The organism is Legionella brunensis (assembly GCF_001467025.1).
Lineage (GTDB): Bacteria > Pseudomonadota > Gammaproteobacteria > Legionellales > Legionellaceae > Tatlockia > Tatlockia brunensis.
The window spans coordinates 31,451-54,764 of sequence record NZ_LNXV01000001.1 but is presented as its reverse complement, the minus strand read 5'-3'; the positions used below and the strand labels follow the sequence as shown (position 1 = coordinate 54,764).

Sequence of the window (23,314 nt, the reverse complement as noted above, 5' to 3'; positions counted from 1 at the left end):
TGCGCGATATTTGTACATAGAGGAATCCCAAATGACAAACAGAAAAAAGAGTACTGCCCAAAGACATGAAGAAGCCTACATGAAAAGTATTACTGAAAGCAAAGGTATTATTCTTAGGGCTATTGAACAATCTAAGTCCGTTACTGATATGAATGAGCAAGTTGCAAAAAAAAGATTGGAAGAAAGCAAAATTACATTATCTAAGCATGTCAAGCAACTGAGTCCTTCTAATCAATTAGTGATTGATGGGTTAGAACAACAAATTAGAGATGCCCAACGCGAGAAAATAAAGAAATTTGTAGAGGTGGCAAAAGAAAAGCAACGCCAAGAGGAAGAAGAATCAAAGCGTCCGCAAGAGGAAGAGAAGCGTATACAAGAGGAAGAGCTAAAGCGTAAGCAAGAAGAAGAGCTAAAGCGTAAGCAAGAAGAAGAGCTAAAGCGTAAGCAAGAAGAAGAGCTAAAGCGTAAGCAAGAAGAAGAGTCAAAGCGTAAGCAAGAAGAAGAGTCAAAGCGTAAGCAAGAAGAAGAGTCAACGAGTACAAAGGGTAATAAAATTAACGGTCTATTCCTTCTCGAAGGTTCTGGTGTACGAGATGTGCCAGTAACAGATGAGAAAGAGATCAAGGCTCAACTAAAGCGCACTGAAAAATTAGCAGAAGTATTTAAGCACTTAGCAATTCTTTCTCAGAAAGAATCTGATCTTTTCAACGATGGTTATACAGATGCTGCTAATGCAGTAAAAAATCTTCGTGAAGAAATGATAAGACTTAATAATGCTTATATTGAGAATGGTGATGCCCAGGCCTATAGTCGCGATGCAAAAGCATTATTCTCTCAAGAAAAGCTCGCTGAGTTAGAAAACTTTCGCGGTTTTAAAATGAAAAAAGTGGGTGAAGTATGTCTGAACATACTTGCTGCTGTTCTTTCTTGTGTTGTTATCTATGGTATTGTTGCAATCGCCCGAAAAAATCCTTCTTTTTTCCAATTCCATACAGACTCTATTAACAAAGCGAGAGCATTAGAAGCTTCTATTGATACAGTTGCTGCTCCCGCAGTGTAATTTTCTATCTAATCTGGTCTGTAGTTTTCAGGCCAGATTTTCTTTTCATGTCTTCGCTTTTAATCGGTAGTTGGCGTGTTGTGCATTTAAGAGTACAATTCATCCCTCCATCGATTCCAACCTACCAGTGCTAATGAAAAAAAAGCTCCATAGCAAAACAGGCCCTCTTTATCAACGTCTACTTTCCTACGTTAAACCATTTTGGCCCATTTTATTGTTAGGTATTTTTGCCAATATATTATACTCAGCTATCGATGCTGGTTTTACCTATATGATGCGTCCTTTTCTTGATAAAGGATTTATCGATATCGATATGGCTTTTGTTAAGCAAATTCCTATGATTGTTCTTGTGGGAATAACTATTCGTGGACTTGTAAGTTCAGCCGGAAGTTATTGCATGACCTGGGTTGCTCGGTCTGTGGTCAAAGTTTTACGTCAGCGAGTATTTGCTCATATTGTTAGACTGCCCGCCGATTATTATGATGAGGCAACTTCAGGCCAACTGTTATCAAAAATTCTTTATGACGTGGAACAGGTAGCACAGGTTAGTGCCGATGCTTTAACTGATTTTGTCCAAAATACTTGTTTAGTAATTGGATTATTAATTGTCATGATGGTTATAAATTGGCAATTATCCCTCATGTTCCTCTTAACAATTCCTTTTGTAGGTGTCATCGTTAACTATACCAATAAACGAGTTCGCCGCATCAGCCATAAAGTACAGAAATCGATGGGGGAGGTTACCGAAATTGCGGGCGAAGTTATTGAGGGCTATCAAGTAGTTAGAATTTTTGGTGGTGTGCAGTACGAGGTTGAAAAGTTTAATCGAGCGACTGAAACCTCTCGTAAAAATGATATGAAAGTTGCAGTCAGCAAGGCAATTAATGTTTCTGGGGTACAATTTGTAATTGCTGTAGGGATTGCAGTCATTATTTTAGCGGCAATTCAGTTAGCAACAGTCATCACTATCACGGCAGGATCTTTCTTAGCGATTATTGCTGCAATGTTGCAGCTAATTAAGCCGATGAAAACGTTAACAACATTAAATGCGACGATTCAAAAAGGTTTGGCAGGTGCTGAGAGTGTTTTTGATTTGTTAGATAAATCTATCGAAAACGATCAGGGTAAAATCCTGACGCACAAAGCAAAAGGAATCATCGAATTTGATAGGGTCAGTTATGCCTATCGTCAGGGGCAAACAGTGCTGCATAATATCAGCTTTAGCGTGGCGGCTGGTGAAACTGTTGCCTTAGTGGGGCATTCTGGCAGCGGAAAAACCACGATTGCTAGTTTGCTCCCGCGTTTTTATGAACTGAATCAAGGGTGCATACGATTAGATGGTGAGTCCATTGCTGATTTGGCGCTCAGTAGCTTACGTGCACAAATTGCCTTAGTGAGTCAACATGTTACCTTATTTAACGATACTTTGGCTCATAATATCGCTTATGGTTGTTTTGATGCTAGCCGCGAGCAAATAATTCAGGCGGCTAAACTTGCATTTGCCGATGAGTTTATTTGTCGTTTACCTGATGGTTATGATACAAAAATTGGTGAAAATGGGGTCTTATTATCGGGGGGACAACGTCAACGTTTAGCCATAGCAAGAGCCATATTAAAGGATGCTCCCATTTTGATTTTAGATGAGGCAACCTCAGCATTAGATAGCGAGTCAGAAAGATATATTCAAGCTGCTTTGGAGCAAATCATGCACAATCGCACAACCTTGGTGATTGCTCATCGATTATCAACCATAAAGCGAGCTGATAAAATTATTGTCATGAATCAAGGGAGAGTTGTTGAACAAGGAAATCACCAACAGTTACTTACTTTAGGAGGATACTATGCTCAATTGTACGGAACACAAAAACTTGGTATAGACAATGAAGCCATCGCTTAAAGCTGCTAAGCATCGAAAAATATTACTCAATATTGATAAGCTATGGTATACCCATCATCCGCTGCGTTGGCTATTATGGCCTGTAGCACAAGGTTATAAAGTTATAACCGTTGTTCGCCGCTTTTATTTATCGCGCTTTTGCCAGCAACAATTTTCTGTACCTGTGATTGTCATTGGGAATTTAACGGTCGGTGGGGTTGGTAAGACACCGCTGGTGATTGCCTTGGCAAAGGAAATACAAGTAAAAGGTTTGCGGGTTGGGATAGTTAGTCGAGGTTATGGTGCTGCTATCAAGCAATTTCCTCATGAAGTATCTCCAGATGATGAGGCGAAACTAGTAGGCGACGAATCTTTATTGTTGGCTAGAAAAACTGCCTGCCCTGTCGTAATTGCTCCGAAACGAACCCAAGCGGTCCAGTATCTTCTAGATAAGTATAAGTGCGAAATAATTATCAGCGATGATGGTTTACAACATTATGCAATGGGTCGGGCTGTGGAAATTGTTGTGATTGACGGTATGCGTGGACTGGGTAATGGTTTATGCTTGCCCGCAGGCCCTTTGCGTGAGACCCCTAAACGTCTGCGGAAAAGTGATTTGGTGGTGATTAATAATGGCGAATGGCCAGGTGGCTATTCCATGATCTTGGAATCCGGTCGTTTGACTAATATTTTAACGGGACAGGAAATTAATAAGGAATCTTTAGCGGCTCCTATCGCTGCAGTTGCTGCGATTGGGCACCCACAGCGTTTTTTTACAACCTTGCATAATCTTGGAATATCATTTAAAAAGTATCCTTTTCCAGATCATCACAATTTTCAGCCGCATGAACTACAATTCAAGGAAAAGACAGTAGTGATGACAGAAAAAGATGCAGTCAAATGCCAATCATTTGCTGCTAATTCCTGGTATTTTTTACCAGTTGAAGCAAAATTAAGCGACGCATTTTGGCAAGCATTATGGTCTCATGAACAATTACAAGGCATCATTTAAGATGAAAGTACGATGGCACAAGTTGTTTTTATGCTTTGCATTACTGATAGGAAGTTATACAGCAATTGCAGATACCATAGAACCAGAAAGTAACGAAGCGGAAAATAAAACTCTTTCGCTCAGTGCATTACAAGCAGATTGGGTATTTTCAGGAACAGTGACGAATGAAAGCGGCGAGCGTTATAGTTACTATTTTCAAATGCATCGCAAAGATACGCAATTTCATGCGATAGCAGCGTTAATAGATGGCCAAACTAAAAACCTGCTGTTGTTTGAAGAAAGCAGTGCTACCATAGAAAAGCCTGATGTAAGTAATTGGCATGTGGGGCGTGCCTTTTTGCAATTTAACCCTATCAATAATAGTTGGATTTTTGGCGTCAAGACTAAAGAGAAGAAGGGATTTAATTTCAAAGCAGACATGTTGCGAAACGTACAAAATACATCCATTGTTCAGGATTTGCGTTCTGGGGTTGAATTATTAATCAATCAAACTGGTCGTTTAAATGGACATTTACAAACAGGTGAAGGCAGTATAGAGCAGTTTGTAACGGCTCCTAAAGCATGGTTTAGGCAAGTTTGGGTTAGCAAGCCGCAAGAAACATTTCATCCTTTTACCGGTGTTCTATGTCAATTTAATGATGGCAGTGCTTTTTATGCATTAAATTTGCAAGAGACCGATGCATTACGTGGTGCTATAGCAGGCTGGCGGGATGCTCAAGGAACTCCTGTGTTAATGTCACAATTTGTTACTATTAAAGAAGCAAAAGAAGGGATTTGGAGTATCCAAGTTGCCTCTCCAAAAGTTCAATTATTACTGCAGGATGCCCTCGTCAAGGAAGGTGAAAAACACCAAATCATAGCGGGTGTTACAGATGATTTAAAGCCTGGTTTTTGCTCTATCAGTAAAGATGAAATTGAACAAGGAGTCTCCCCTAAATCGCAAAAGGTAAGTTAAAGATTCGTTGCTTTTTCAGGTAAGAAAAAGACAAGGCCTGCTGCAAGGATTAGGCTAAAGGGAATAATTAATAGGGCTGTCTGGTAGGCTTCAAGAGTTGAACTGGAACCAAATTTGTCAAGAAGGAATCCCACTAAAGGTTGCAACAAAGGGGCTGTGATCATTGCTAGAGTATTGGTGAAGCCTGTGCAGGTTGACAGGGACTCAGCTGGTGCCAGTTCATTTGCTATAGAAAATGCAAGCATATAAGCCCCGCAACAAACGCCAATCATAAGCATTAATAGACTTAAGATAGCAACGTTGTGAGTTGGTAAATAGAGTACCGCTAGAATTAAACCTGCTGTAGAAAGACAAGAACCTAGCATCAAGGGTTTTCGCCGTTTGCATAGGGCGGCCAAATAGCCAAAAAGAGGACAACTTAAAGCTGCTCCTAGAAAAATCATTGCATCAACTAAACTGGCTAATCTCAAACTACAAGAAAGTTTAACTTGCATGAAAGGTACAGCCCACATTGCGCCGAAAACAGTGATAACCGTAAAGCTTAACCCAACAAACAAACCATTGAGCCATGCACGACCATTGCCCAAAATCTGCGAAATCTGCTGAGTAAATTTAAAATGGGGTACTTTTTGTGAGTCATGAGGGATATATCGCCAACTAAAATAGGCAATACCAAAACCTATCACTGCGGCTGTGCTAATAAAACTGCGCCAACCCCATTCGTTAATTAAAGCCCCCATACTTATCATACCGAACATGGTGGCAATAAAGCCCAAAGTCTCCGATAAGCCAATCATAAAACCGAATTGATTAAGAGGAAAATGCTGCCTTAGTAAATGAGATAATCCAACAAAAGCAAAGGCGGAACCTGTTCCAATCAACATTCGGCCAAGGATTAAAAACAGGAGGCTATGGCTCTGTGCAAAGAAAAAACAGCCAATACTACACAATACTGCATTAAAGGTTAATAAAAGACGTGTATTTTTGCGATCGAATAATAAGCCAACAGGAATTTGTAGGCTGGTATAAACATAATAAAAAGCACTACTTAGGATTCCTGCTCCAAAGGCAGAGAGGTTCATTTCGTGCATAATAGCACCAATGACAACCCCAGATGACAATTGCAGAAAAAATTGAAACAATACAAACGAGACACCGATTAACCAAATACTATAGCGCTGAACCGATTTTGCGAAAGGGATACCAACAAGAGTCATTAGTTTTTTTGCTATATTAAAAAAGGGGTGACTATACACAACTTCGCATAGATTGGATATATTTAAATGAGACTGTCTAAGACTTTGTCATGAAATTGTTTGTTCTTTTAGCAAGGTTCAGAAGATACTACAAAGTTGTAAAATGAATGAGACAACGCTGGAGGTAAGATGAATCTGCGCGACTTGCATTACTTTGTTGTTTTAGCCGAAGTTATGCATTTTGGTGAGGCCGCAAAGCGTTGCCATATCAGCCAACCCACATTAAGCATGCAAATAAAAAAGCTTGAAGACGAACTGGGCATTCAGCTTTTTGAGCGTAATAATAAACAAGTCATGATAACTGATGGCGGGCGGGCAATCCTGGGGCGTGCACAACAAATATTGACACAAGTTAGCGAAATGAAAGAAGTTGCCCGTCAAACTTCTGACCCATTTGCCGGTGAGTTGCGTTTGGGGGCTATCCCTACACTTGCTCCGTATTTGCTGCCACATGTTATGCCAAATATTCAAGCGACATTTCCCAAATTACGTGTTTGGTTAGTTGAAGAAAAAACGTATGGACTAATCGAGAGGTTAATGACAGGGCAATTAGATGCAGCTCTTATGGCTACACCTATTACAGAAGATTTTGCCAAACAGGTTCTTTTTGAGGAGCCTTTCTATTTTGCTTCCGGTAATAAGACTATTCTGAAGAATGACTCTGAAATGCAACTGGATGATCTGGCCAATCAGCAAGTAATGCTGCTGGAAGAAGGTCATTGTTTGCGTGAGCAGGCAATGTCAATTTGCCAATTAGCAAAAGCTCAGGCGAGAGCAGATTTTACTGCTACGAGCCTTGAGACCCTACGTCTTATGGTACAGGCTGGGGTGGGGGTGACACTGCTACCGGCCCTTTCGGTTTATGACAACAAAAGTAGCTTACAAGTTATTCCTTTTGCCAAACCTGCACCTTTTCGCACGATAGCTCTTTATTGGCGCCCAGGAACAGCAAAATTACGCTGCCTACAATCGATAACAGAAATCATTAGCAAAACTGTGGCGAGTTTATTAGAGCCTGTCAACTAATTTAACAAGCTCTTAGCAGATAGTCTTCAGTCATGGCACTACCAGTTGTGAGCTGTAGCAGATAGCTCTAATTATCCTAACTGATGCACTTTAATTAACACGCCAGCTTGGGGATGATCCAAATAATAAATATTGCCCCCTTTTAATCGTTGTGTTTGAGCAAAAACAAAGGAAGCATTGGAAGCCGTGGAAAATAATAAATTGGTATCCAGTAAGTAGTAGTTTGAACGACGAACCCTAATGGTTCCCTCTACTTGCCAGCCATCCTTACCTATTTTCGGTAATATAATAGCTTGTTGGTTGTTAAAGGGTTGCAACCAACTGTAATGTAAAAGAACATGATATTGTGGTTTACGATTTAATGCCCAATATTCTTGACGCAATTTTGAAGAGGAAGATGGCAATAAATGATAGGGTGAGGAATGTTTCATTTCTGTTCGTAAAGGAATGCCGTGAAGAGTGTTTGGTACACTACCTTTGAAGTCCTCCAATAGAGAAGAGGCATTTTGATGAGTAAAAACAATCAAATCAACTTGATAAAGGGAAGTGCTTTTTCCTTGCACCAGGCATGAAAACAAAGTCATGACTGAAAACATCAATATCTTAAGCATGGTTTCTTCTTGTTGTTTAATAATAATGAAGAATTTGTATTTTAGTGCTTAACTCCCTGGTTAACAATAGAAGAGCTTGCTTACATTTCGCTAACCTAGTTGCTCCGAGGATAAACTCTTTGCTACATTGAGAGATTTTCTAATATCAAAAATAATTTGCATGGCTAAACTTGCCGAAATAAAAAAGCTTAGTGTGGCATTTCAAACGCCAACTCAGACAATCACTGCAGTAGATAATGTGAGCTTTTCTCTGATTCCCGGAGAAACTTTGGCCATGCTAGGTGAATCAGGTTGTGGCAAATCATTAACTTCTCTAGCTTTGATGCGCTTATTACCAATGAATGCTGCCTATGGAAAGGCTAGTGAAATTAATGTGCAAGGGGAAGACATACTGATGTTGCCTGAATTCCTTATGCGAAGTTTGCGAGGCAAACGCTTGGCAATGATTTTTCAGGAACCTATGACGGCATTGAATCCTGTTTTAAGCATTGGTGAGCAATTACAAGAGGCATTACCTAAAGTTCCAATGAGTCGTGCTGAAGTAAAGAATCGTTTGATTGCTTTACTTGACGAAGTAGAAATTCCTAAACCGCAATTAAGATTGCGTCAATACCCTCACCAGTTATCAGGTGGCCAAAAGCAGCGAGTTGTTATTGCTATGGCTTTGGCCAGTAATCCAGAAATATTGATTGCTGATGAGCCTACTACTGCTTTGGATGTAACAATTCAAGCACAGATTCTGGCTTTGTTAAAAAAATTACAACAGCAACATAAGATGAGTATGTTATTAATTACGCATGATCTTGGTGTGGTTAAGGCAGCAGCTGATCGAGTTTGTGTTATGTATGCAGGACAAGTGGTTGAACAAGCTTCCGTTGAGGAGTTCTTTACTCAAGTTAAGCATCCTTATTCCCAACAATTGATGGCCTCTGTTCCCAGTTTTAACAAACGCGGGCAGCGTCTACAAACAATTTCTGGAGCAGTGCCTACATTAGATGCATTGCCCCCAGGATGTCGCTTTCATCCTCGCTGTGCTCATGTTTTCTCTATTTGCAATAAAGTGCAACCCCACTTACAAGAATTAGAAAAGAGAACGGTTCGTTGTCATCTCTATCCTGAGGCAACCATACTGCCTCCATTGTTAAGGCAAGAAAAAAATTGGCAGACTGATTTAACTACAAAAGAAGAGTTGTTATTAAGTGTAAAAAATTTAAGTGTCCGTTTTTATGCAAAAAGAAAATTATTCCAGCAATCGGAAGTGATTCAAGCCGTCGATAATTTGTCATTAGAGCTTTATAAGGGAAAAACATTAGCGTTAGTTGGTGAGTCTGGGTGCGGTAAGACTACTGCTAGTCGAGCATTGTTGCGTTTGCAACCCATTAGTGCCGGTGAAGTGAGCTATCGTGGAGAGAATGTAAGAACGCTAAGGGGAGAAAGGTTACGCAACTATCGTAAGAAAGTGCAGATTATTTTTCAGGATCCGTTTTCCTCAATGAATCCACGGATGACAGTGGCTGAAATTTTAGCTGAAGGAATGCTAGCTCAAGGTTTGCCTTCCTCTGTTATCGAGAAGAAACAGGTGGCATTACTTGAACAAGTGAATCTTCCACGAAACAGCCTGTATAGATATCCACATCAATTTTCCGGTGGACAGCGACAGCGGATTTGCATTGCTAGAGCTCTTGCAACTGAGCCAGAGTTATTAATTTGCGATGAGCCAACGAGTGCTCTTGATATCTCTGTTCAAGCACAAATTCTTAATTTACTTAAAGAGCTGCAGCAAGATACAGGCATATCTTATTTGTTTATTACTCACAATATGGCTGTAGTGTCTTATATGGCCGATACAGTTTTAGTAATGCGTGCGGGACGGATAGTAGAGTCCGGTTCTTGTGAAGAGATTTTTAAGCGCCCTAAGCAGACATATACACAACAATTGTTAGCGAGTGTGTTAGAAATATAATCTATCTAAATACAGCTGCTCATTATGACTTAAGGCATTCCATTCTCTGAGGGTAGGGCTGCCGTAGCCATTTTTTCTGCCAGTTCAGATTTTAATTGCTCATAGTTCAGATGCAAATCTGTAATTACTTTCTGAGCTTGTTCAAGTTTATTGTCCAATGTCTCAAGACTTCTTTTTAGCCTACTTAATTGTTTTGCTAAGTTATTGGAGGGGGTATTTTCATGTTTTTTGGTCAATTGCTTATAAAGAGCATGTTGAGTTTCTGAAAAATTACGGATTTTAATTAGTTTTACAGTTCGGTTATCAATTTCTTGTTGGAGTGCTTGCAAAGCCTCTTCCGCTTGCACTATACGCTTTTCTCGTGTGGCATGTTCATTTGTTCGCCTCAACTTATTGTAAGCTGAGGGACTGTTCGCATTTTTATCAAAAAATACTGCCATACTCTACTCCAATTAAGATCTTGCCTATTGCGTTCGCTTGGCCAAGATAGTAGAAATATAAGCGGAACTCTAGACTTTACTCTCTATTATAGTTGTCACATCAACCACTTGTGTTGGCTCAGCTTTTGGCTTACTAATCACAACCTCGCCGGAAGTAGTACCAGACATTCCTATACTACTAACAAATTTCTTTGCATGTTCAAGTTCTTCGGGTAGTGCTATAAGTTGGGTGTCAATCTCATTAGAGTATTCAATAGCTTGTTCAATTATTGATTCTATATTTTCTACTGCTATACCTATTTCTTCTGACTCTACAGAGGTTTCTATGCTCGTGCTTAACTGTAAAACGGTTGGTGATAGTTCTGAAAAATTTTGCTTAATAGTCTCAATATCAACTTTAAATTGACTCTCAATCTTTGCTTTATTTGACTTATATCTTTCAATAGGGGCTATCGCATCCGAGAATTTTTTTTCATCATAGGCGGTTTTCACACCAGCGCTTAATGCAATGGCTCCTGCACCTGCCGCACCTGAAATAGCCATTATAGTCGCTGTACCAGCTTCTAAAGCCAGTCCAAGAGGGGCTAGCACACCAGTTATGATTAAAACTAAGCTAATGACAGTTACTAGCGCAAAGGCGCCAATGAGGATAGCATTACGATTACGTTGCCAGAAGTTGTCATCTACATTTTCAGGGGCTATGGGTTTTTTCTTTTCGAGTCTTTTTAAATTTTCTTTAGCGATGCTTGTAATTTCTTCTGTTTTTGATTTTAAGCCATCAATTAAAAGGTTAGAAATTAAACTCGAGAAAGTCATCTCTCGATATTTTTCTGCGCTATCAGGAGAAGATTTTATTAAAAATTGAATATTTTTTTGTTTCTCTATTAATATTTCGCGCAATTCGGCTGCTTTTTCTTGTTTTAAAACTTTGGTATCAAGCAGTTGTTGCAATTGCCTCTCTAAACTCTCCAATTTATCATGCAACTCTTTTGACCTTCTGAAGGCAGTAGTATGTAATTCATCATTGCTGGTGGCTTTTTTGTAATCTACTATTTCCGTTTGAGAATGATCTCTCATGAAACGAATTTTTGTAGCTTCTGCCTTTAGCCACTTTCGCCATGGATAGTGGTCAAGTTGCTGCATAGGTGTTAAATCCCCTGTGTCTCTTTGCGGAGATTGAAGCTCGGGGGGAGCAAACTTTGTAATCTCTTCTTCAGAAATCTTACTAAAATGGTCAAGTACAATAGCTTGGAAAGTTAATTTATTATTTAATAATTGCCTTTCCAATTGCTCTTGTTGAGTCATACCGATGTATTGATCAATAGTGCCATACACCGTTTCTAAGGTTTTGATAAATCCATTTTGATAAAAATCGGGTTCTGTCAGCGAACGTAACTCAATTGCATCCAGATAGAGTTTTAATGCTTCGTTTCCATTAAGATTGTCTCGAGCTTTACGGATAAGCTCATTTAGCATGGTTGATGCTTGTCTATGCTCATTACTTTGCTCAAACGTAGCAATCTCTACCATGTCTTCGACAGTCTTTGTTTTATAATGGGTATAAAATTCTGCCTCTGGTTGAATCTCTGGAGTATCTCGTAATGTTCGCAGAATGTTTGCTTGTGCTAAAAGGACCTGTCTTATGTGGGGCTTTTTTTCATCCGTTTCTGCTACTTTTAATTCCAGACGAACTGCATTTGCAGTTAATGTAAACTTATTCAATAATGTTTTATCTTGATCATGTTTACTAATAATCTCAATAACAGTTTCCAGATGCTCCTCAAAATCCCCTGTGCGGTAGAAGTTTATATCGCTTGATGATTGCATCATAATTTCATCAAGACTCTCTAGAAGAAGTTGGTCTTCTGGTGAAGAGTTTAAATTTGCTTTTGTGAAATTAACCAGTTCTTCTAATTTAGCCTTCTTAAAATCACGATTATCTATATTTTGATTCTGCTGAAGACGCGCATCTAGCTCTTTAAAATATGCCATATTAAGAGAATTCCCATTAAAAAGTCCATTTAGTAAGGATGCAAATTTTTTAGAGTTAAGTATTTTATTGATCTCTTCAGGGATGGCATTGTCTTCTATATCTTGGGTATATTTATCTTTTTCCTGTATCTGCTCTTCAGATAAAAAAGTTGGGTGAGTGATATAGCAAACCTCTCTTTCCTTTGGTGGAGCTGTAGTATTTTTTATGATAGCAACAGCAAAAAAACGTTTACGTTGTTCTACAGGAACAAAAGGCTCCTGTTTTTTTGGATCAGGGTCATTTCTTATATAACTAACGGCAAATGCACAGTTGTTACCATCGTCATCTACATAAGCTATCCGAAGACTACCGCAGATATCGTCTGCTGTTCCTTCTGCGGAAGCAAGCGTTGCTGTTTCCAGAAACTTTGGTGAGGTTTTTAAGCCTGAGTCAGTAAGTACGCCTCCGTCAAAATTACCTTGCGTATAGGAACGAGTTTCTGCGTTAAGGTGAGAGCTATCTTGAAGATTTGTTTTTATTTCATCGGCTGTATGCTCGAAGCTTAAGTAAGAGGTTCGGGGGAGGTCTTTGTCAATTTGCTCCTCGTATTCTTCAAGCGAAGCTTGTGGCATGGAGAAAGCAGAGGGTAAATTTAATTTTTTTTGGACTTCTACATAATTGCTAGAAATTTTTTTAAAAGTAGTCACTTCGAGAGTCCAGAATAGCTTCACTTACTATCGATTATAGGAGAAAAATGTTATTAGAATATTAACAGTGTTTATAAATGCTTAGGGCTACTTGGGAGTAGCCCTAAGGGTTAAACCTTGAGTAAATCGTTGATAAATTTATTTAAGTCGACCAAAGAAATGCGGCTTATTTCATCGCTGTTACGCGCTTTATATTCTACGGCGTTTTGTTCGAGATTACGTTCACTTACTACTAGACGATGAGGTATGCCGATGAGATCGTTATCAGCGAACAAGACTCCTGGCCGTTCGTTGCGATCATCAAGCAGAATATCGAATCCTTGTGCACACAGCTGCTGGTAAAGCGATTCTGCAGTATCTTTAACAATTGCTGAGCGGTGGCTGTTTATGGGGATTATCACTAATTGGAAAGGCGCAATGTTTTGCGGCCAAACAATACCATTAGCATCATGATGTTGCTCAATGGCTGCAGCCACAACGCGAGTGATGCCTAAGCCATAGCAACCCATAGTCATGGTTTGCAGTTGACCTTGTTCATTAATGACGGCGGCATTCATTGCTTTGGCGTATTTATCACCAAGTTGGAAAACATGCCCCACTTCAATCCCTCTGCAGGAGTGTAACTTTCCTTTACCATCAGGACTAGGATCGCCTTCTTTAACATTTCTTAAATCATAGGCATCTTGGTAACTTGCATCCCGTTCCCAGGCTACATTGATATAATGCTTGTCAGCCTCGTTTGCACCGCAGATAAAGGATGTCAATGCGAGTGCATGATGGTCAACAATAACAGGAATACCAAGCTCAACCGGCCCAAGAGAGCCGATGGGAGCTTTAAGTTTTTGTAAAATTATTTTATCGTCAGCAAATTGTAAGGGGGCTTTAACCATGGGGTGTTTGCTAGCTTTGATCTCGTTAAGCTCATCATTACCACATAATACTAAGGCAACGAGAGGATGTTCTTCACCCACAACTATGAGCGTTTTGACAGTCAATGCAGGATCAACTTTTAAAAAGTTGGCAACCTCGGTAATCGTTTTTTGCCCTGGTGTATTCACAACCGTCATTTTTTCTTGAGGGAGGGGGCTAGTCTTTGTAGGCAGTTTTGATGTGGCTTGCTCAATGTTGGCTGCATACTGACTTTCATCACTATAGAAAATTAAATCTTCACCGGAATCAGCGAGAACTTGAAATTCATGTGAAGCAGAGCCGCCGATTGCTCCAGTGTCAGCCTCTACAGCACGATAGCGAAGCCCCAAACGATCAAAAATACGGCAGTAAGCCTGGTACATCGCATCATAGGTTTCTTGCAGCGATTCCTGGCTTAGATGAAAAGAGTAAGCGTCTTTCATGATGAATTCCCGAGCACGCATTACTCCAAAGCGTGGACGAATTTCATCGCGAAATTTTGTTTGAATTTGATAAAAATTTGCAGGTAATTGCTTATAAGATTGCAATTCATTACGCATTAGATCGGTAATCACTTCTTCGTGTGTAGGACCAAAACAGTAATCCCGACCATTACTGTCTTTCATGGTAAGTAATTGACCACCAAATGTTTCCCACCGTCCAGTTTCCTGCCATAATTCTGCTGGTTGTACTGCAGGCATTAATACTTCCATGGCATGGGTTCGGTTCATTTCTTCACGTACGATTTGTTCAACCTTACGAAGCACTTTAAGACCAAGCGGCAGCCAAGTGTAAAGGCCTGAACCCAGTTTGCGGATCATTCCGGCTCTCAACATAAGTTGATGCGAAACAATTTCTGCATCATTAGGGGTTTCTTTGAGGGTAGCCAATAACCATTGTGATGCGCGCATGCTTGCTCCTGCTGATCTTACAAAATCCATTATTATATACTTCGGCCATTAACAAACAAGATACAAGCTTTGCAATAAGTGCAAAGTGCTCTATTTAAAGTCTTTTATTCTCTTATTTTTGCATTAAGGATTTGAGTTTGCGGTGGCAAGGATATAATAAATAACTCTTTGCAACGTAGAGCTTGTTGCCATGGCTAAGAATTGGCTATTCTAGCGAGTGATTTGAGCCTCTAGTACCGCGAGAAATAATGAATACGCTTGCCCTTATCCAAACTTTTTGTAAGGTAGTTCAATGCCGTAGTTTTACTGCAGCGGCAAAACAATTGGCTATTTCAGCGGCTGCTGTTAGTAAACAAATTAGCCTTTTAGAAACAGAATTAGGTGTGATGCTACTGGAGCGTACCACACGCAAAGTTTCTTTAACCTCGGTAGGGGAAGCCTATTTTCAAGAAGTACAAGCTGTTCTACAAGCTTTAGAACAGGCAAAAAGTGTAGTGATAGCCTCACAGGCTGAGCCTAAAGGGCTTTTGCGGGTAAAGAGTTCACGTTTTTTTGCTGAAAATATCATTTTGCCACGTATGCTAGAATTAACTGCTCGGTACCCACAGTTAATCATAGACCTGCAGATTGCCGAGCAGATTCCTCATTTGTTAGAGGAGGAACTAGATATTGTCTATGGCATTTCGATGCAAGTTACTTCAAATTCCATACAAAAGAAAATTACAACAACTCGTTATGTGTTTTGTGCATCCCCTAGCTATTTAGAGCGCTATGGTTACCCTGAAAGACCGGTTGATCTACAGCAGCATGCCTATTTAACTCACAGCATGCGTAATCCCAATAATAGCTGGACTTTTCCTTCGGGAGAAACAGTTCATCTTACACCAGTATTTTATCTAAATGATGCTGCTGCCTTAAGTGATTGTGCTTGTCGAGGTTTGGGTATAGTTGCTTTGCATCATTATCAGGTAGCTGATTATTTGGCTCGTGGCGAATTGATAGAATTGTTTTCTAATATAGCTATGCCCGTTATTCCCGTTTATCTTTTTTATCATCCAGCAAAATTTTTACAACCGAAAGTACGAATTTGGATAGAGGCAATGACTCAAGATCTGCAACAGTTTATGTAGGGTTATCTGGGTTAAGGTAAAACAATAACCCAGATTTAAATTAATTATTTGATTACTGGAAGTTTGCGTGCCGCATCAAGAATTTTTTTACTTTTTTCTCGTAATGGGCCACCTGTTTTGCTGTCGTCATCGATTAAGGCATATGAATAATCGTTGAAGTCTACTTTTCCAGTAGTTACATCATAGATTGCACCAACTATTCCAATGGTTTCTTGTTCAATCATATGTCTTAAAATTTCGCTATCTTTGTAAATTTGTTGCAAAGTATTAACCACATTAAGTTCGGTGACATGTTTTACAAACTCACTATTTTTACTATTGCGATTTATCTTGGTTTGTGTTTCTGCAGCAACGGCAGGTTGGATTTTATCAAGTAACTGGGTGATATGTCCTTTTTGAACTCCATCGCAGGCAGCTTGAATAGCACCGCAGCGAGTATGTCCTAAGACTACTATTAATTTTGCTCCAACTACATTGCATGCATATTCAATACTAGCCAATACATCGGTATTAACCACGTTCCCAGCGACACGTACACAAAACAAGTCTCCAAAACTCATATCAAAAATAGTTTCTACAGGTACTCGGGAGTCAATACAACCTAAAACAACAGCAATAGGGTGTTGCGTTTCGGCGGTATATTTAATATCAATTTTGGTACTTCGATGAATCCGTGTATCTTCCAGAAAACGCTGATTTCCCTCACGTAGCAAGGATAAAACCTGATAGGGTTCTAGTGTGGCCAGAACATCATAGGTCGTGACATTAATAAAGTCGATATAATTGTGAATGTCGTAATGCTCTTGAAACCCAATGAGATTTAAAGCAATTTGCTTTAGTGGGGCTTGCTCTTCTTTGAACTCCTTTAGTAATTCGACAATTTCTTTATCGATATAATTGGAGTAGCGAGCGTCGATAATCAGCTGAGAATTTTTCGGAATAGAATCAAGTTCTGCTATCAATGATGCTTTGTTTAAAAAAGTAATTTGTTGGGGTAATACCAGACGGCTAGTAATGCCAGTAGGGTATATTTCTTTAATGATATCCAGGCGAGCTTGGCTATTGGATTTTAATATATAGAAAAGACTAATTGCCAAGCCAATAAGAATACCGGATAACAAATTAAACGCAACAATGCTTATTACAGTGGCAATGAATGGGATGAATCGATCCATGCCCTGTTCATAAATACCTTGATAAATAGATGGTTTGGTTAATTTATAACCGGTAAAGATTAAAATCACAGCGAGTGATGATAAGGGAATTTTATTAAGCCAATTGGAAATCAGTAAAACGGCAAGAAGAATAAATATACCATGCAATACAGTAGATGCTTTAGTCTTAGCACCTGATTGAATGTTGACCGAAGTGCGAACAATAACCGAGGTAACGGGAATTCCACCAATTAAACCTGCAATCATGTTTCCACAGCCTTGAGCCACTAATTCGCGATCTTTTGAACAATATCGTCTCTTTGTATCTAACTTTTCACCTGCTTTGACATTAAGCAAACTTTCCAAAGACGCTACAATGGCTATGATAAATGCGTATAAATAGACTTTAGGGTTTGTCCAGCTAGCCCAGCTTGGAAATTCCAACTGACTTAAAAAGTCTGAAAAGCCATCATGTTGAGGGATATTGACGAGATGAGGGTTATTTTGAGCAAGAGAAGAATTAAAAAAAATAAAAATCTCATTAATCAAAATGCCAGCAATGACAACAACAATTGGTGCCGGGATATTCTGAACCCATTTCAATTTTGCCTTATCTGCATAGATTAAAATGGCGAAAGAAATAATAGAAATAATCGTTGCACCTTCATTAACATGAGAATACAAATCGTAAAGAGGGCTAAAAGTCAAGCTCTCTGTTGTTTCTAAAAGATGCGCTTTTAATTCTGCTAAATCGCTGGACAAAGTAAAAGCCAAAGGCAGTTGTTTGATAATTAGCAAGATTCCAATGGCACATAATAAGCCTTGGACAACGTTAGAAGGGACGTAATCAGCCACAAACCCTGCTCGCAAACTGCCAACAATAATTTGTAAAATTCCTGCCAAAACGAGAGCTAGAAGAAAAACATTGAAATCGCCCAGTTGCGCAATGGCCGCCAGAACGACAGCCGCCATACCTGCTGCAGGGCCGCTCACGCTGACTTGAGAGCCGCTAATGGAACCGACAACAATCCCACCAACAATGCCACTCAAAATACCAGAAAATAAGGGGGCACCTGATGCCAAAGCAATCCCTAAACATAAAGGAATTGCTACAAGAAAAACGACAATCGCTGCAATGAAGTCAAATTTTAAAAAGCGATGTTTATAGACACGAAACTTACGCAAATTTGTAGTTAATGCTTCATTCATAATTATACCTTGATTTTAGCGAACCCAATACTAACGCAGTTTGTTCATTTTGTGAACCCATTTCTTTACAAAAAAGATAAATTCCTTAACTTTTATGTAAAATAGTCCGAGGTTCTTAGTCTACAATGCAAATTCAAATGTTTCTATAAATGCCCATAATTTATGGATAAAAAACAAAAAAATTTCAAGTTTTTAGAAATGAAAATGGCAAGAAATCTTTGATGTAGCTGCATCAAAGTTTTATCAGACTTCGTTCCAAACTCTACTAAATCGGGGAATTACATCAATGATATGGTGCTCAAGTCCTCATGTACTTGCGTGTACACTCCGGTGCGCCAAATCTCCTGGCACTTCCCTCATTTCAGCGAGTTTGGAACGAAGTCGATTTATTTATTCTGAGGGAAGTGGGAGCTCATCTTCAGAGAAAACTGCTTCCTGTTGAAATATGGTGGGGTTGATTAGCTGATTTTCCAGGTTTTTAAATTGCCAGAGATCTTGATCCATCAATTGACTTGGTTTGATGCTTTGCAATGCATGGAGAATATTGCTGGGTACTTTGGGATTTTCTTCTGCTAATTGATCAATAAGCTTGGCAACACGCTTACGCATTAGATTTTCTTGTGAGCCACATAAATTACAAGGAATAATAGGATATGCTTGTTCTTGGGCAAAGGTAATAATGTCTTTTTCTTGCACATAACAAAGAGGGCGAATCACGATGTGTTTTTTATTGTCACTTAATAATTTGGGTGGCATCGAACGCACGTCACCATTATAAAGAATTGACATCATCAATGTGCGAATTAAATCATCCCGGTGATGCCCTAAAGCAATTTTCGTAAAACCATGTTCTTCTGCATAGCGATAAATGATACCTCTGCGCAATCTTGAGCATAATGAGCAATAGGTTTTACCTTCAGGAATCTTTTCCTTGACAATGCTGTAAGTATCACGCGTTAAGATTTCATGGGGAATATTTCTTTCTTGGAGCCAATTGCGCAATTTGCTGTCATCCCAACCCGGTTGCGCTTGATCTAAAGTGAAGGCAAATATTTCAAATTTATTGTTTGAGCGGCGTCTTAGAGTATGTAATAAACTAAGTAAGGTAAAGGAATCCTTACCTCCTGATAAGCAAACCATAACCCGATCGCCACGCTGAATCATATTGAAGTCGGCAATGGCTTTGCCTGTGTAATGCAAGAGTTTCTTCTCAACAAATGAGGGTGTAGCAGACATAATTACAACCTAAAACAAAATAAAAGAGCAAGTTTATCGCAAATTTCATTGAATTGCCCATAAAACCTTGCTGTGTAGTTTTTATCTTACTTCAGGATGTGTTTGTTGTCTTTTGAAAAGACAGCGTATTAGATGGAGATTGAGCCTGAAAAGTCCAACTTGTGGTCGGACTTTCTTATAAATTCAATTCATCTTTCGTGTTTAAAGCATCTTTGTTGTTATCTTTGTTGTTTAAAATGTCTTTATTATTAATTGTAGTGTCAGGTTTTGTCATCATGGTTTCCACAGCAGATTCAACTGCTTCACTTTGTGTATTGGCTTCACCTTCCACTTTCTTTTCGGCAGGTTTTTCTGTGTTTTTTGGTTTAGCAGCAACAGTTTTTGCACGTTTGGTCGCCGGTGGATTTGCCCTGGAAGCTGCTACTTGTGGTGGGAATGCACTAATGCGCGTTGTTTCTAGCCAGGCGTTGACTTCTTCCAGATCATTAACATTTAAGGTACCTGCTAGATATTTTAAGTTTAGTATGGCATTAATTAAACCATATTGATCACGGGCTAATTGCTCCTGTGCTTCAAATAATCGTTGTTGAGCATTCACAACGTCAACCATCGTGCGCGTACCTACCTGAAATTGTGCTTCCGTACTCTCTAGTGAATTTTGTTGTGAAATAATTGTTTGCCTATCTGCTTTAACTTTACTGATTCCATCGACAATAGTGTTAAATGCAATGCGACTATTGACGACGACATCGCGATAAGTTTGCTCCATTTGTTCACTAGAGGTTTGGAAATCATACTGGGCTTGTCTGGTTTGAGATTGCACTAATCCTCCCTGAAAAACGGGAAAATTCAATACTAGGGCTGCACTGGCTGTGGCTTGTTTAGATGGAATAAAAAAGGAATTACTAGAAGATTGGTTATGAGTTTGTAAAGCATTACCTTGAATAGCAAGTGTGGGCCAGCCTCCTGCTGATTGAACTTTAATATTCTCACGAGCCGCCTGCAGAGAATATTTAGCAGCAAAAAGTTTATAGTTTTGCAATAAACCGGTATTGACCCATTCATCCACATTATCAGGCTCTGGTTTAATCAGTGGAATTCGGCTATCCCGCAAGGGCGCCAACGTTTCATAAATATGATTAGTTAATTTGCGTAAATCTTCATTTCTATTAATCTGGTTGTTTCTTGCTGAAATAACTTCGGCAACCGATTGGTCATAGGCTGCTTTCGCTTCATAAACTGAAGTAATTGCATCCAAACCTACTTTAAATCGTTGTTCTGCCTGCTCAAATTGTCGCTTATTGGCGCGTTTCTTAGCTTCAGCAAAATTCAAAGTATCTCTTGCCAAAAGCACGTCAAAATAAGCTTTAGCAGTACGCAGAATTAAATCTTGGGCTGCATCGTTAAAAGTGGCTTGTGCTGCTTTTACGGAAGATTTGGCTTGCTGAACCTGTGCCCAAGCTTGGTAGTTAAATACAGCTTGTGAAGTCGTAACTTGCCACTGGTTGCTATTGTAAGTCGCTTCTACAGAAGAGCCACTTGCTTTTACATTTTCAACATTACGGGCTGCTTGCGTATTGACAGTTAATTGCGGAAATAGGGCGGCCCGTGCTTGTGGAATAGCTTCCGTATTTGACATGTATGTGCTGTAAGCTTGTTTAAAAGTTGGATCATATTCCAGTGCTTGTTGATAAATATCCATTAAATCGGTTGCATGCAGCACAGGAATGAAACTAGCAGTTAATATCAAGCTCAAAAGCGTTTTTTTCATACAGGCTTGTCCTAGAATACAAATTCTTTCGGTTTTAATTTATCAATTAAAGGAGGGATGTTGGTTTCAAATAGCAAGTTTGCATGCCATTTGCCATTATGATCTAAACTATGTAATTGGCCTTGCATGACAGGCTCTTTCCCTACAATAGCAAACAATCGTCCACCCGGTAATAGTTGAAGGCGATGAGTTTCATTCAATTCTTCAATGGCACCTGTAAATACCATCACATCATAAGGTGCTTTCTCAAGCCAACCACGGCTGGCATCACCAGTAATTAATTCAACGTTTTTGCAATGATGTGTTTGTAGTTTACGTCGGGCGTGATTGGTAAAATCGGAAAAATAATCAATACTGATCACTTTTTTGCAAAGCCGACTTAATAGGGCAGTTAAAAAACCAGTGCCGGTTCCAACTTCCAAAACGGTTTCATTTCCTTTAAGAGCCAAGGCTTGTAATAGTTTACCCTCTTCTAAAGGAGTTAGCATTCGTTGCTCATGTGCTAATGTGATTTGTAAATCAGAATAGGCAAAATGCTGCAGGTTATGGGGCACAAATTCATGACGAGGTATTTCCTCGTAAAGTGAAAGAATGGTTTCATCAAGAACATCGCCTGTGCGAAGTTGTTGTTTGACCATATTAATTCGTGCATTTTGACTAGTCATTGGAGATTCACCATTACATTGAATATCTAAAGGGTTCTTCGGCAAACCCTAGGTTAAAACGTTGCAGGGATTTTAGCAAGAATTGATAAAAGGTGCGATTCCTTAATCAGTAATTTATAAAGTTCTTTATCAACTAATGAGAAATGCATGATTTCATAGTGGTGTTGTGTAAAATTTGTTATCATTTACCGCTTTGTTACTACTGGAGATTGATGTGCTTGAGCGATTTACTGAATTTTTGCAGTCTGAATTAAATACACTCAAGGAAGAAGGGTTATACAAAGGAGAACGTGTTATAACTAGCCAGCAGCAGGCTGCAGTGACAGTGAAGGAAAAAGAAGTCATTAATTTATGTGCAAATAATTATTTGGGTCTTGCTAATCACCCAGTTTTAATCGCTGAAGGCCAGAAAGCCTTGGAAAAATATGGTTATGGTATGGCCTCTGTTCGTTTCATTTGTGGAACACAAACACCTCATAAAGAACTTGAGAAAAAAATAAGCCAGTTTTTAGGAACGGAAGATACTATTCTTTATTCATCTTGCTTTGACGCAAATACAGGTTTGTTTGAGACTTTATTAGGCCCTGAAGACGCTATCATCAGTGATGCATTAAATCATGCCAGTATCATTGATGGTATCCGTTTATGTAAAGCAGTAAGGTTTCGTTATGCGAATAATGATATGAGAGATCTGGAGGATCAACTTAAGGCTGCGAAAGGTGCTCGCTTTCGGTTAATAGCGACTGATGGAGTATTCTCGATGGATGGCATTATTGCTAATTTACCTGCCATTTGTGAGTTAGCTGATCGTTATGATGCCATGGTGATGGTAGATGATTCGCATGCTGTTGGATTTATGGGCGAAACAGGGCGAGGTACTCCAGAATATTGTGGCGTTGCTGATAAAATTGACATTATCACTGGAACCTTGGGTAAAGCTCTCGGGGGAGCTTCAGGGGGATATACTTCGGCGAATGCAGTGATCATTGATTGGCTTCGCCAACGCTCACGGCCTTATCTGTTTTCAAATACTTTGGCGCCAATGATTGCCCAAAGCTCTGTTGCAGTGTTGGACATGCTGCAAAATAGTAGTGAACTAGCCCAAAAACTAAAACGCAATAGTGCGTATTTCCGTGAAGGGATGACCAAACTTGGTTTTAATTTGGTTCCTGGTGAGCACCCGATCATCCCTGTGATGCTAGGTGATGCTTCTCTGGCTGGAAAAATGGCTGCTCGTCTTCTTGAGGAAGGCGTTTATGTCGTTGGTTTTTCTTACCCAGTCGTTCCCAAAGAAAAAGCCCGAATTCGTACACAAATGTCGGCTGCTCATGAGCTTAAGCATTTAGATATAGCATTGGATGCTTTTGCAAAAGTAGGTCGAGAACTTGGTATTATTAATTAAATACCATCTTCAAAGAATTCTAAGAGTAACAATATTTTTCAGGGGAAAA

At 39.4% G+C, this 23,314-nt stretch carries 16 protein-coding genes and 1 pseudogene; 8 read left to right on the top strand and 9 right to left on the bottom strand.

Features of this window, described 5'->3' with window-relative positions; all coding sequences use genetic code 11:
• Positions 1-31 precede the first annotated feature (31 nt).
• The 4 genes from Lbru_RS00215 to Lbru_RS00200 all read left to right on the top strand — a co-directional run bounded on the left by Lbru_RS00215 (position 32) and on the right by Lbru_RS00200 (position 4,903).
• Complete coding sequence (locus Lbru_RS00215; RefSeq protein ID WP_058440165.1) at positions 32-1,060, top strand: hypothetical protein; 1,029 nt, start codon at positions 32-34, stop codon at positions 1,058-1,060.
• A 133-nt stretch (positions 1,061-1,193) separates the two neighbouring features.
• The gene (gene msbA / locus Lbru_RS00210) at positions 1,194-2,957 is read left to right on the top strand and encodes a lipid A export permease/ATP-binding protein MsbA (RefSeq protein ID WP_058440175.1); all 1,764 of its coding nucleotides are present in this window, start codon (positions 1,194-1,196) and stop codon (positions 2,955-2,957) included.
• On the top strand, positions 2,941-3,948 hold the full coding sequence (gene lpxK / locus Lbru_RS00205) for a tetraacyldisaccharide 4'-kinase (protein WP_058440164.1): 1,008 nt from the start codon (positions 2,941-2,943) through the stop codon (positions 3,946-3,948). Before msbA ends, lpxK begins: the two co-directional genes overlap by 17 nt.
• A 1-nt stretch (position 3,949) precedes the next feature.
• Complete coding sequence (locus tag Lbru_RS00200; RefSeq protein ID WP_058440163.1) at positions 3,950-4,903, top strand: hypothetical protein; 954 nt, start codon at positions 3,950-3,952, stop codon at positions 4,901-4,903.
• On the opposite strand, the gene Lbru_RS00195 is transcribed toward Lbru_RS00200, so the two are convergent.
• Positions 4,900-6,120, bottom strand: a complete 1,221-nt coding sequence (locus tag Lbru_RS00195; protein WP_083500773.1) for an MFS transporter — start codon at positions 6,118-6,120, stop codon at positions 4,900-4,902. The two genes, Lbru_RS00200 and Lbru_RS00195, sit on opposite strands and share 4 nt — an antisense overlap.
• Positions 6,121-6,288: 168 nt before the next feature.
• On the opposite strand from Lbru_RS00195, the gene Lbru_RS00190 reads away from it, so the two are divergent.
• The gene (locus Lbru_RS00190) at positions 6,289-7,185 is read left to right on the top strand and encodes a LysR substrate-binding domain-containing protein (RefSeq protein ID WP_058440162.1); all 897 of its coding nucleotides are present in this window, start codon (positions 6,289-6,291) and stop codon (positions 7,183-7,185) included.
• 71 nt (positions 7,186-7,256) lie between these two features.
• Here Lbru_RS00190 and Lbru_RS00185 read toward each other — a convergent pair whose 3' ends face one another.
• On the bottom strand, positions 7,257-7,796 hold the full coding sequence (locus tag Lbru_RS00185; protein WP_058440161.1) for a CsiV family protein: 540 nt from the start codon (positions 7,794-7,796) through the stop codon (positions 7,257-7,259).
• A 160-nt stretch (positions 7,797-7,956) separates the two neighbouring features.
• Between Lbru_RS00185 and Lbru_RS00180 the strand changes: the two genes are divergently transcribed.
• On the top strand, positions 7,957-9,759 hold the full coding sequence (locus Lbru_RS00180; RefSeq protein ID WP_058440160.1) for an ABC transporter ATP-binding protein: 1,803 nt from the start codon (positions 7,957-7,959) through the stop codon (positions 9,757-9,759).
• 29 nt (positions 9,760-9,788) lie between these two features.
• Here the strand turns inward: Lbru_RS00180 and Lbru_RS00175 are convergent, their stop codons facing one another.
• The 3 genes from Lbru_RS00175 to Lbru_RS00165 all read right to left on the bottom strand — a co-directional run bounded on the left by Lbru_RS00175 (position 9,789) and on the right by Lbru_RS00165 (position 14,698).
• Entirely contained in the window at positions 9,789-10,199 is a 411-nt protein-coding gene (locus Lbru_RS00175) for a hypothetical protein (RefSeq protein ID WP_058440159.1), read from the bottom strand.
• Positions 10,200-10,268: 69 nt separating this feature from the next.
• Positions 10,269-12,878 (bottom strand): hypothetical protein, encoded by a 2,610-nt coding sequence (locus Lbru_RS00170; protein ID WP_058440158.1) that lies wholly within the window; start codon positions 12,876-12,878, stop codon positions 10,269-10,271.
• Positions 12,879-12,988: 110 nt separating this feature from the next.
• Positions 12,989-14,698, bottom strand: coding sequence for a proline--tRNA ligase (locus Lbru_RS00165; protein ID WP_058440157.1), 1,710 nt, complete (start codon positions 14,696-14,698; stop codon positions 12,989-12,991).
• Positions 14,699-14,946: 248 nt separating this feature from the next.
• Here Lbru_RS00165 and Lbru_RS00160 point away from each other — a divergent pair, with 248 nt between their 5' ends.
• Entirely contained in the window at positions 14,947-15,828 is an 882-nt protein-coding gene (locus tag Lbru_RS00160; RefSeq protein ID WP_058440156.1) for a LysR family transcriptional regulator, read from the top strand.
• A 44-nt stretch (positions 15,829-15,872) separates the two neighbouring features.
• Here Lbru_RS00160 and Lbru_RS00155 read toward each other — a convergent pair whose 3' ends face one another.
• From Lbru_RS00155 to Lbru_RS00140, 4 genes and pseudogenes are all read right to left on the bottom strand, one after another.
• Positions 15,873-18,191, bottom strand: a complete 2,319-nt coding sequence (locus Lbru_RS00155; RefSeq protein WP_058440155.1) for a bifunctional SulP family inorganic anion transporter/carbonic anhydrase — start codon at positions 18,189-18,191, stop codon at positions 15,873-15,875.
• 390 nt (positions 18,192-18,581) lie between these two features.
• A complete protein-coding gene (ttcA, locus tag Lbru_RS00150; RefSeq protein WP_058440154.1) occupies positions 18,582-19,427 on the bottom strand; it encodes a tRNA 2-thiocytidine(32) synthetase TtcA in 846 nt (281 codons plus the stop codon).
• Between the two features lie 427 nt (positions 19,428-19,854).
• Positions 19,855-21,198 (bottom strand): annotated as a pseudogene (locus Lbru_RS00145) (TolC family outer membrane protein); the annotation flags it as partial.
• Between the two features lie 11 nt (positions 21,199-21,209).
• Positions 21,210-21,863, bottom strand: coding sequence for a protein-L-isoaspartate O-methyltransferase family protein (locus tag Lbru_RS00140; RefSeq protein WP_058440153.1), 654 nt, complete (start codon positions 21,861-21,863; stop codon positions 21,210-21,212).
• A gap of 214 nt (positions 21,864-22,077) precedes the next feature.
• Here Lbru_RS00140 and Lbru_RS00135 point away from each other — a divergent pair, with 214 nt between their 5' ends.
• Positions 22,078-23,265: a glycine C-acetyltransferase gene (locus Lbru_RS00135; protein ID WP_058440152.1), complete on the top strand. Its 1,188-nt coding sequence runs from the start codon at positions 22,078-22,080 to the stop codon at positions 23,263-23,265.
• The last annotated feature ends 49 nt before the right edge of the window (positions 23,266-23,314 follow it).

What these genes read in the sequence shown, in the direction of transcription:
- Lbru_RS00215 (WP_058440165.1), top strand. Translation starts at nt 32, where the DNA reads ATGACAAACAGAAAAAAGAGTACTGCCCAAAGACATGAAGAAGCCTAC.
- msbA (WP_058440175.1), top strand. Translation starts at nt 1,194, where the DNA reads ATGAAAAAAAAGCTCCATAGCAAAACAGGCCCTCTTTATCAACGTCTA.
- lpxK (WP_058440164.1), top strand. Translation starts at nt 2,941, where the DNA reads ATGAAGCCATCGCTTAAAGCTGCTAAGCATCGAAAAATATTACTCAAT.
- Lbru_RS00200 (WP_058440163.1), top strand. Translation starts at nt 3,950, where the DNA reads ATGAAAGTACGATGGCACAAGTTGTTTTTATGCTTTGCATTACTGATA.
- Lbru_RS00195 (WP_083500773.1), bottom strand. Translation starts at nt 6,120, where the DNA reads ATGACTCTTGTTGGTATCCCTTTCGCAAAATCGGTTCAGCGCTATAGT.
- Lbru_RS00190 (WP_058440162.1), top strand. Translation starts at nt 6,289, where the DNA reads ATGAATCTGCGCGACTTGCATTACTTTGTTGTTTTAGCCGAAGTTATG.
- Lbru_RS00185 (WP_058440161.1), bottom strand. Translation starts at nt 7,796, where the DNA reads ATGCTTAAGATATTGATGTTTTCAGTCATGACTTTGTTTTCATGCCTG.
- Lbru_RS00180 (WP_058440160.1), top strand. Translation starts at nt 7,957, where the DNA reads ATGGCTAAACTTGCCGAAATAAAAAAGCTTAGTGTGGCATTTCAAACG.
- Lbru_RS00175 (WP_058440159.1), bottom strand. Translation starts at nt 10,199, where the DNA reads ATGGCAGTATTTTTTGATAAAAATGCGAACAGTCCCTCAGCTTACAAT.
- Lbru_RS00165 (WP_058440157.1), bottom strand. Translation starts at nt 14,698, where the DNA reads ATGCGCGCATCACAATGGTTATTGGCTACCCTCAAAGAAACCCCTAAT.
- Lbru_RS00160 (WP_058440156.1), top strand. Translation starts at nt 14,947, where the DNA reads ATGAATACGCTTGCCCTTATCCAAACTTTTTGTAAGGTAGTTCAATGC.
- Lbru_RS00155 (WP_058440155.1), bottom strand. Translation starts at nt 18,191, where the DNA reads ATGAATGAAGCATTAACTACAAATTTGCGTAAGTTTCGTGTCTATAAA.
- ttcA (WP_058440154.1), bottom strand. Translation starts at nt 19,427, where the DNA reads ATGTCTGCTACACCCTCATTTGTTGAGAAGAAACTCTTGCATTACACA.
- Lbru_RS00140 (WP_058440153.1), bottom strand. Translation starts at nt 21,863, where the DNA reads ATGACTAGTCAAAATGCACGAATTAATATGGTCAAACAACAACTTCGC.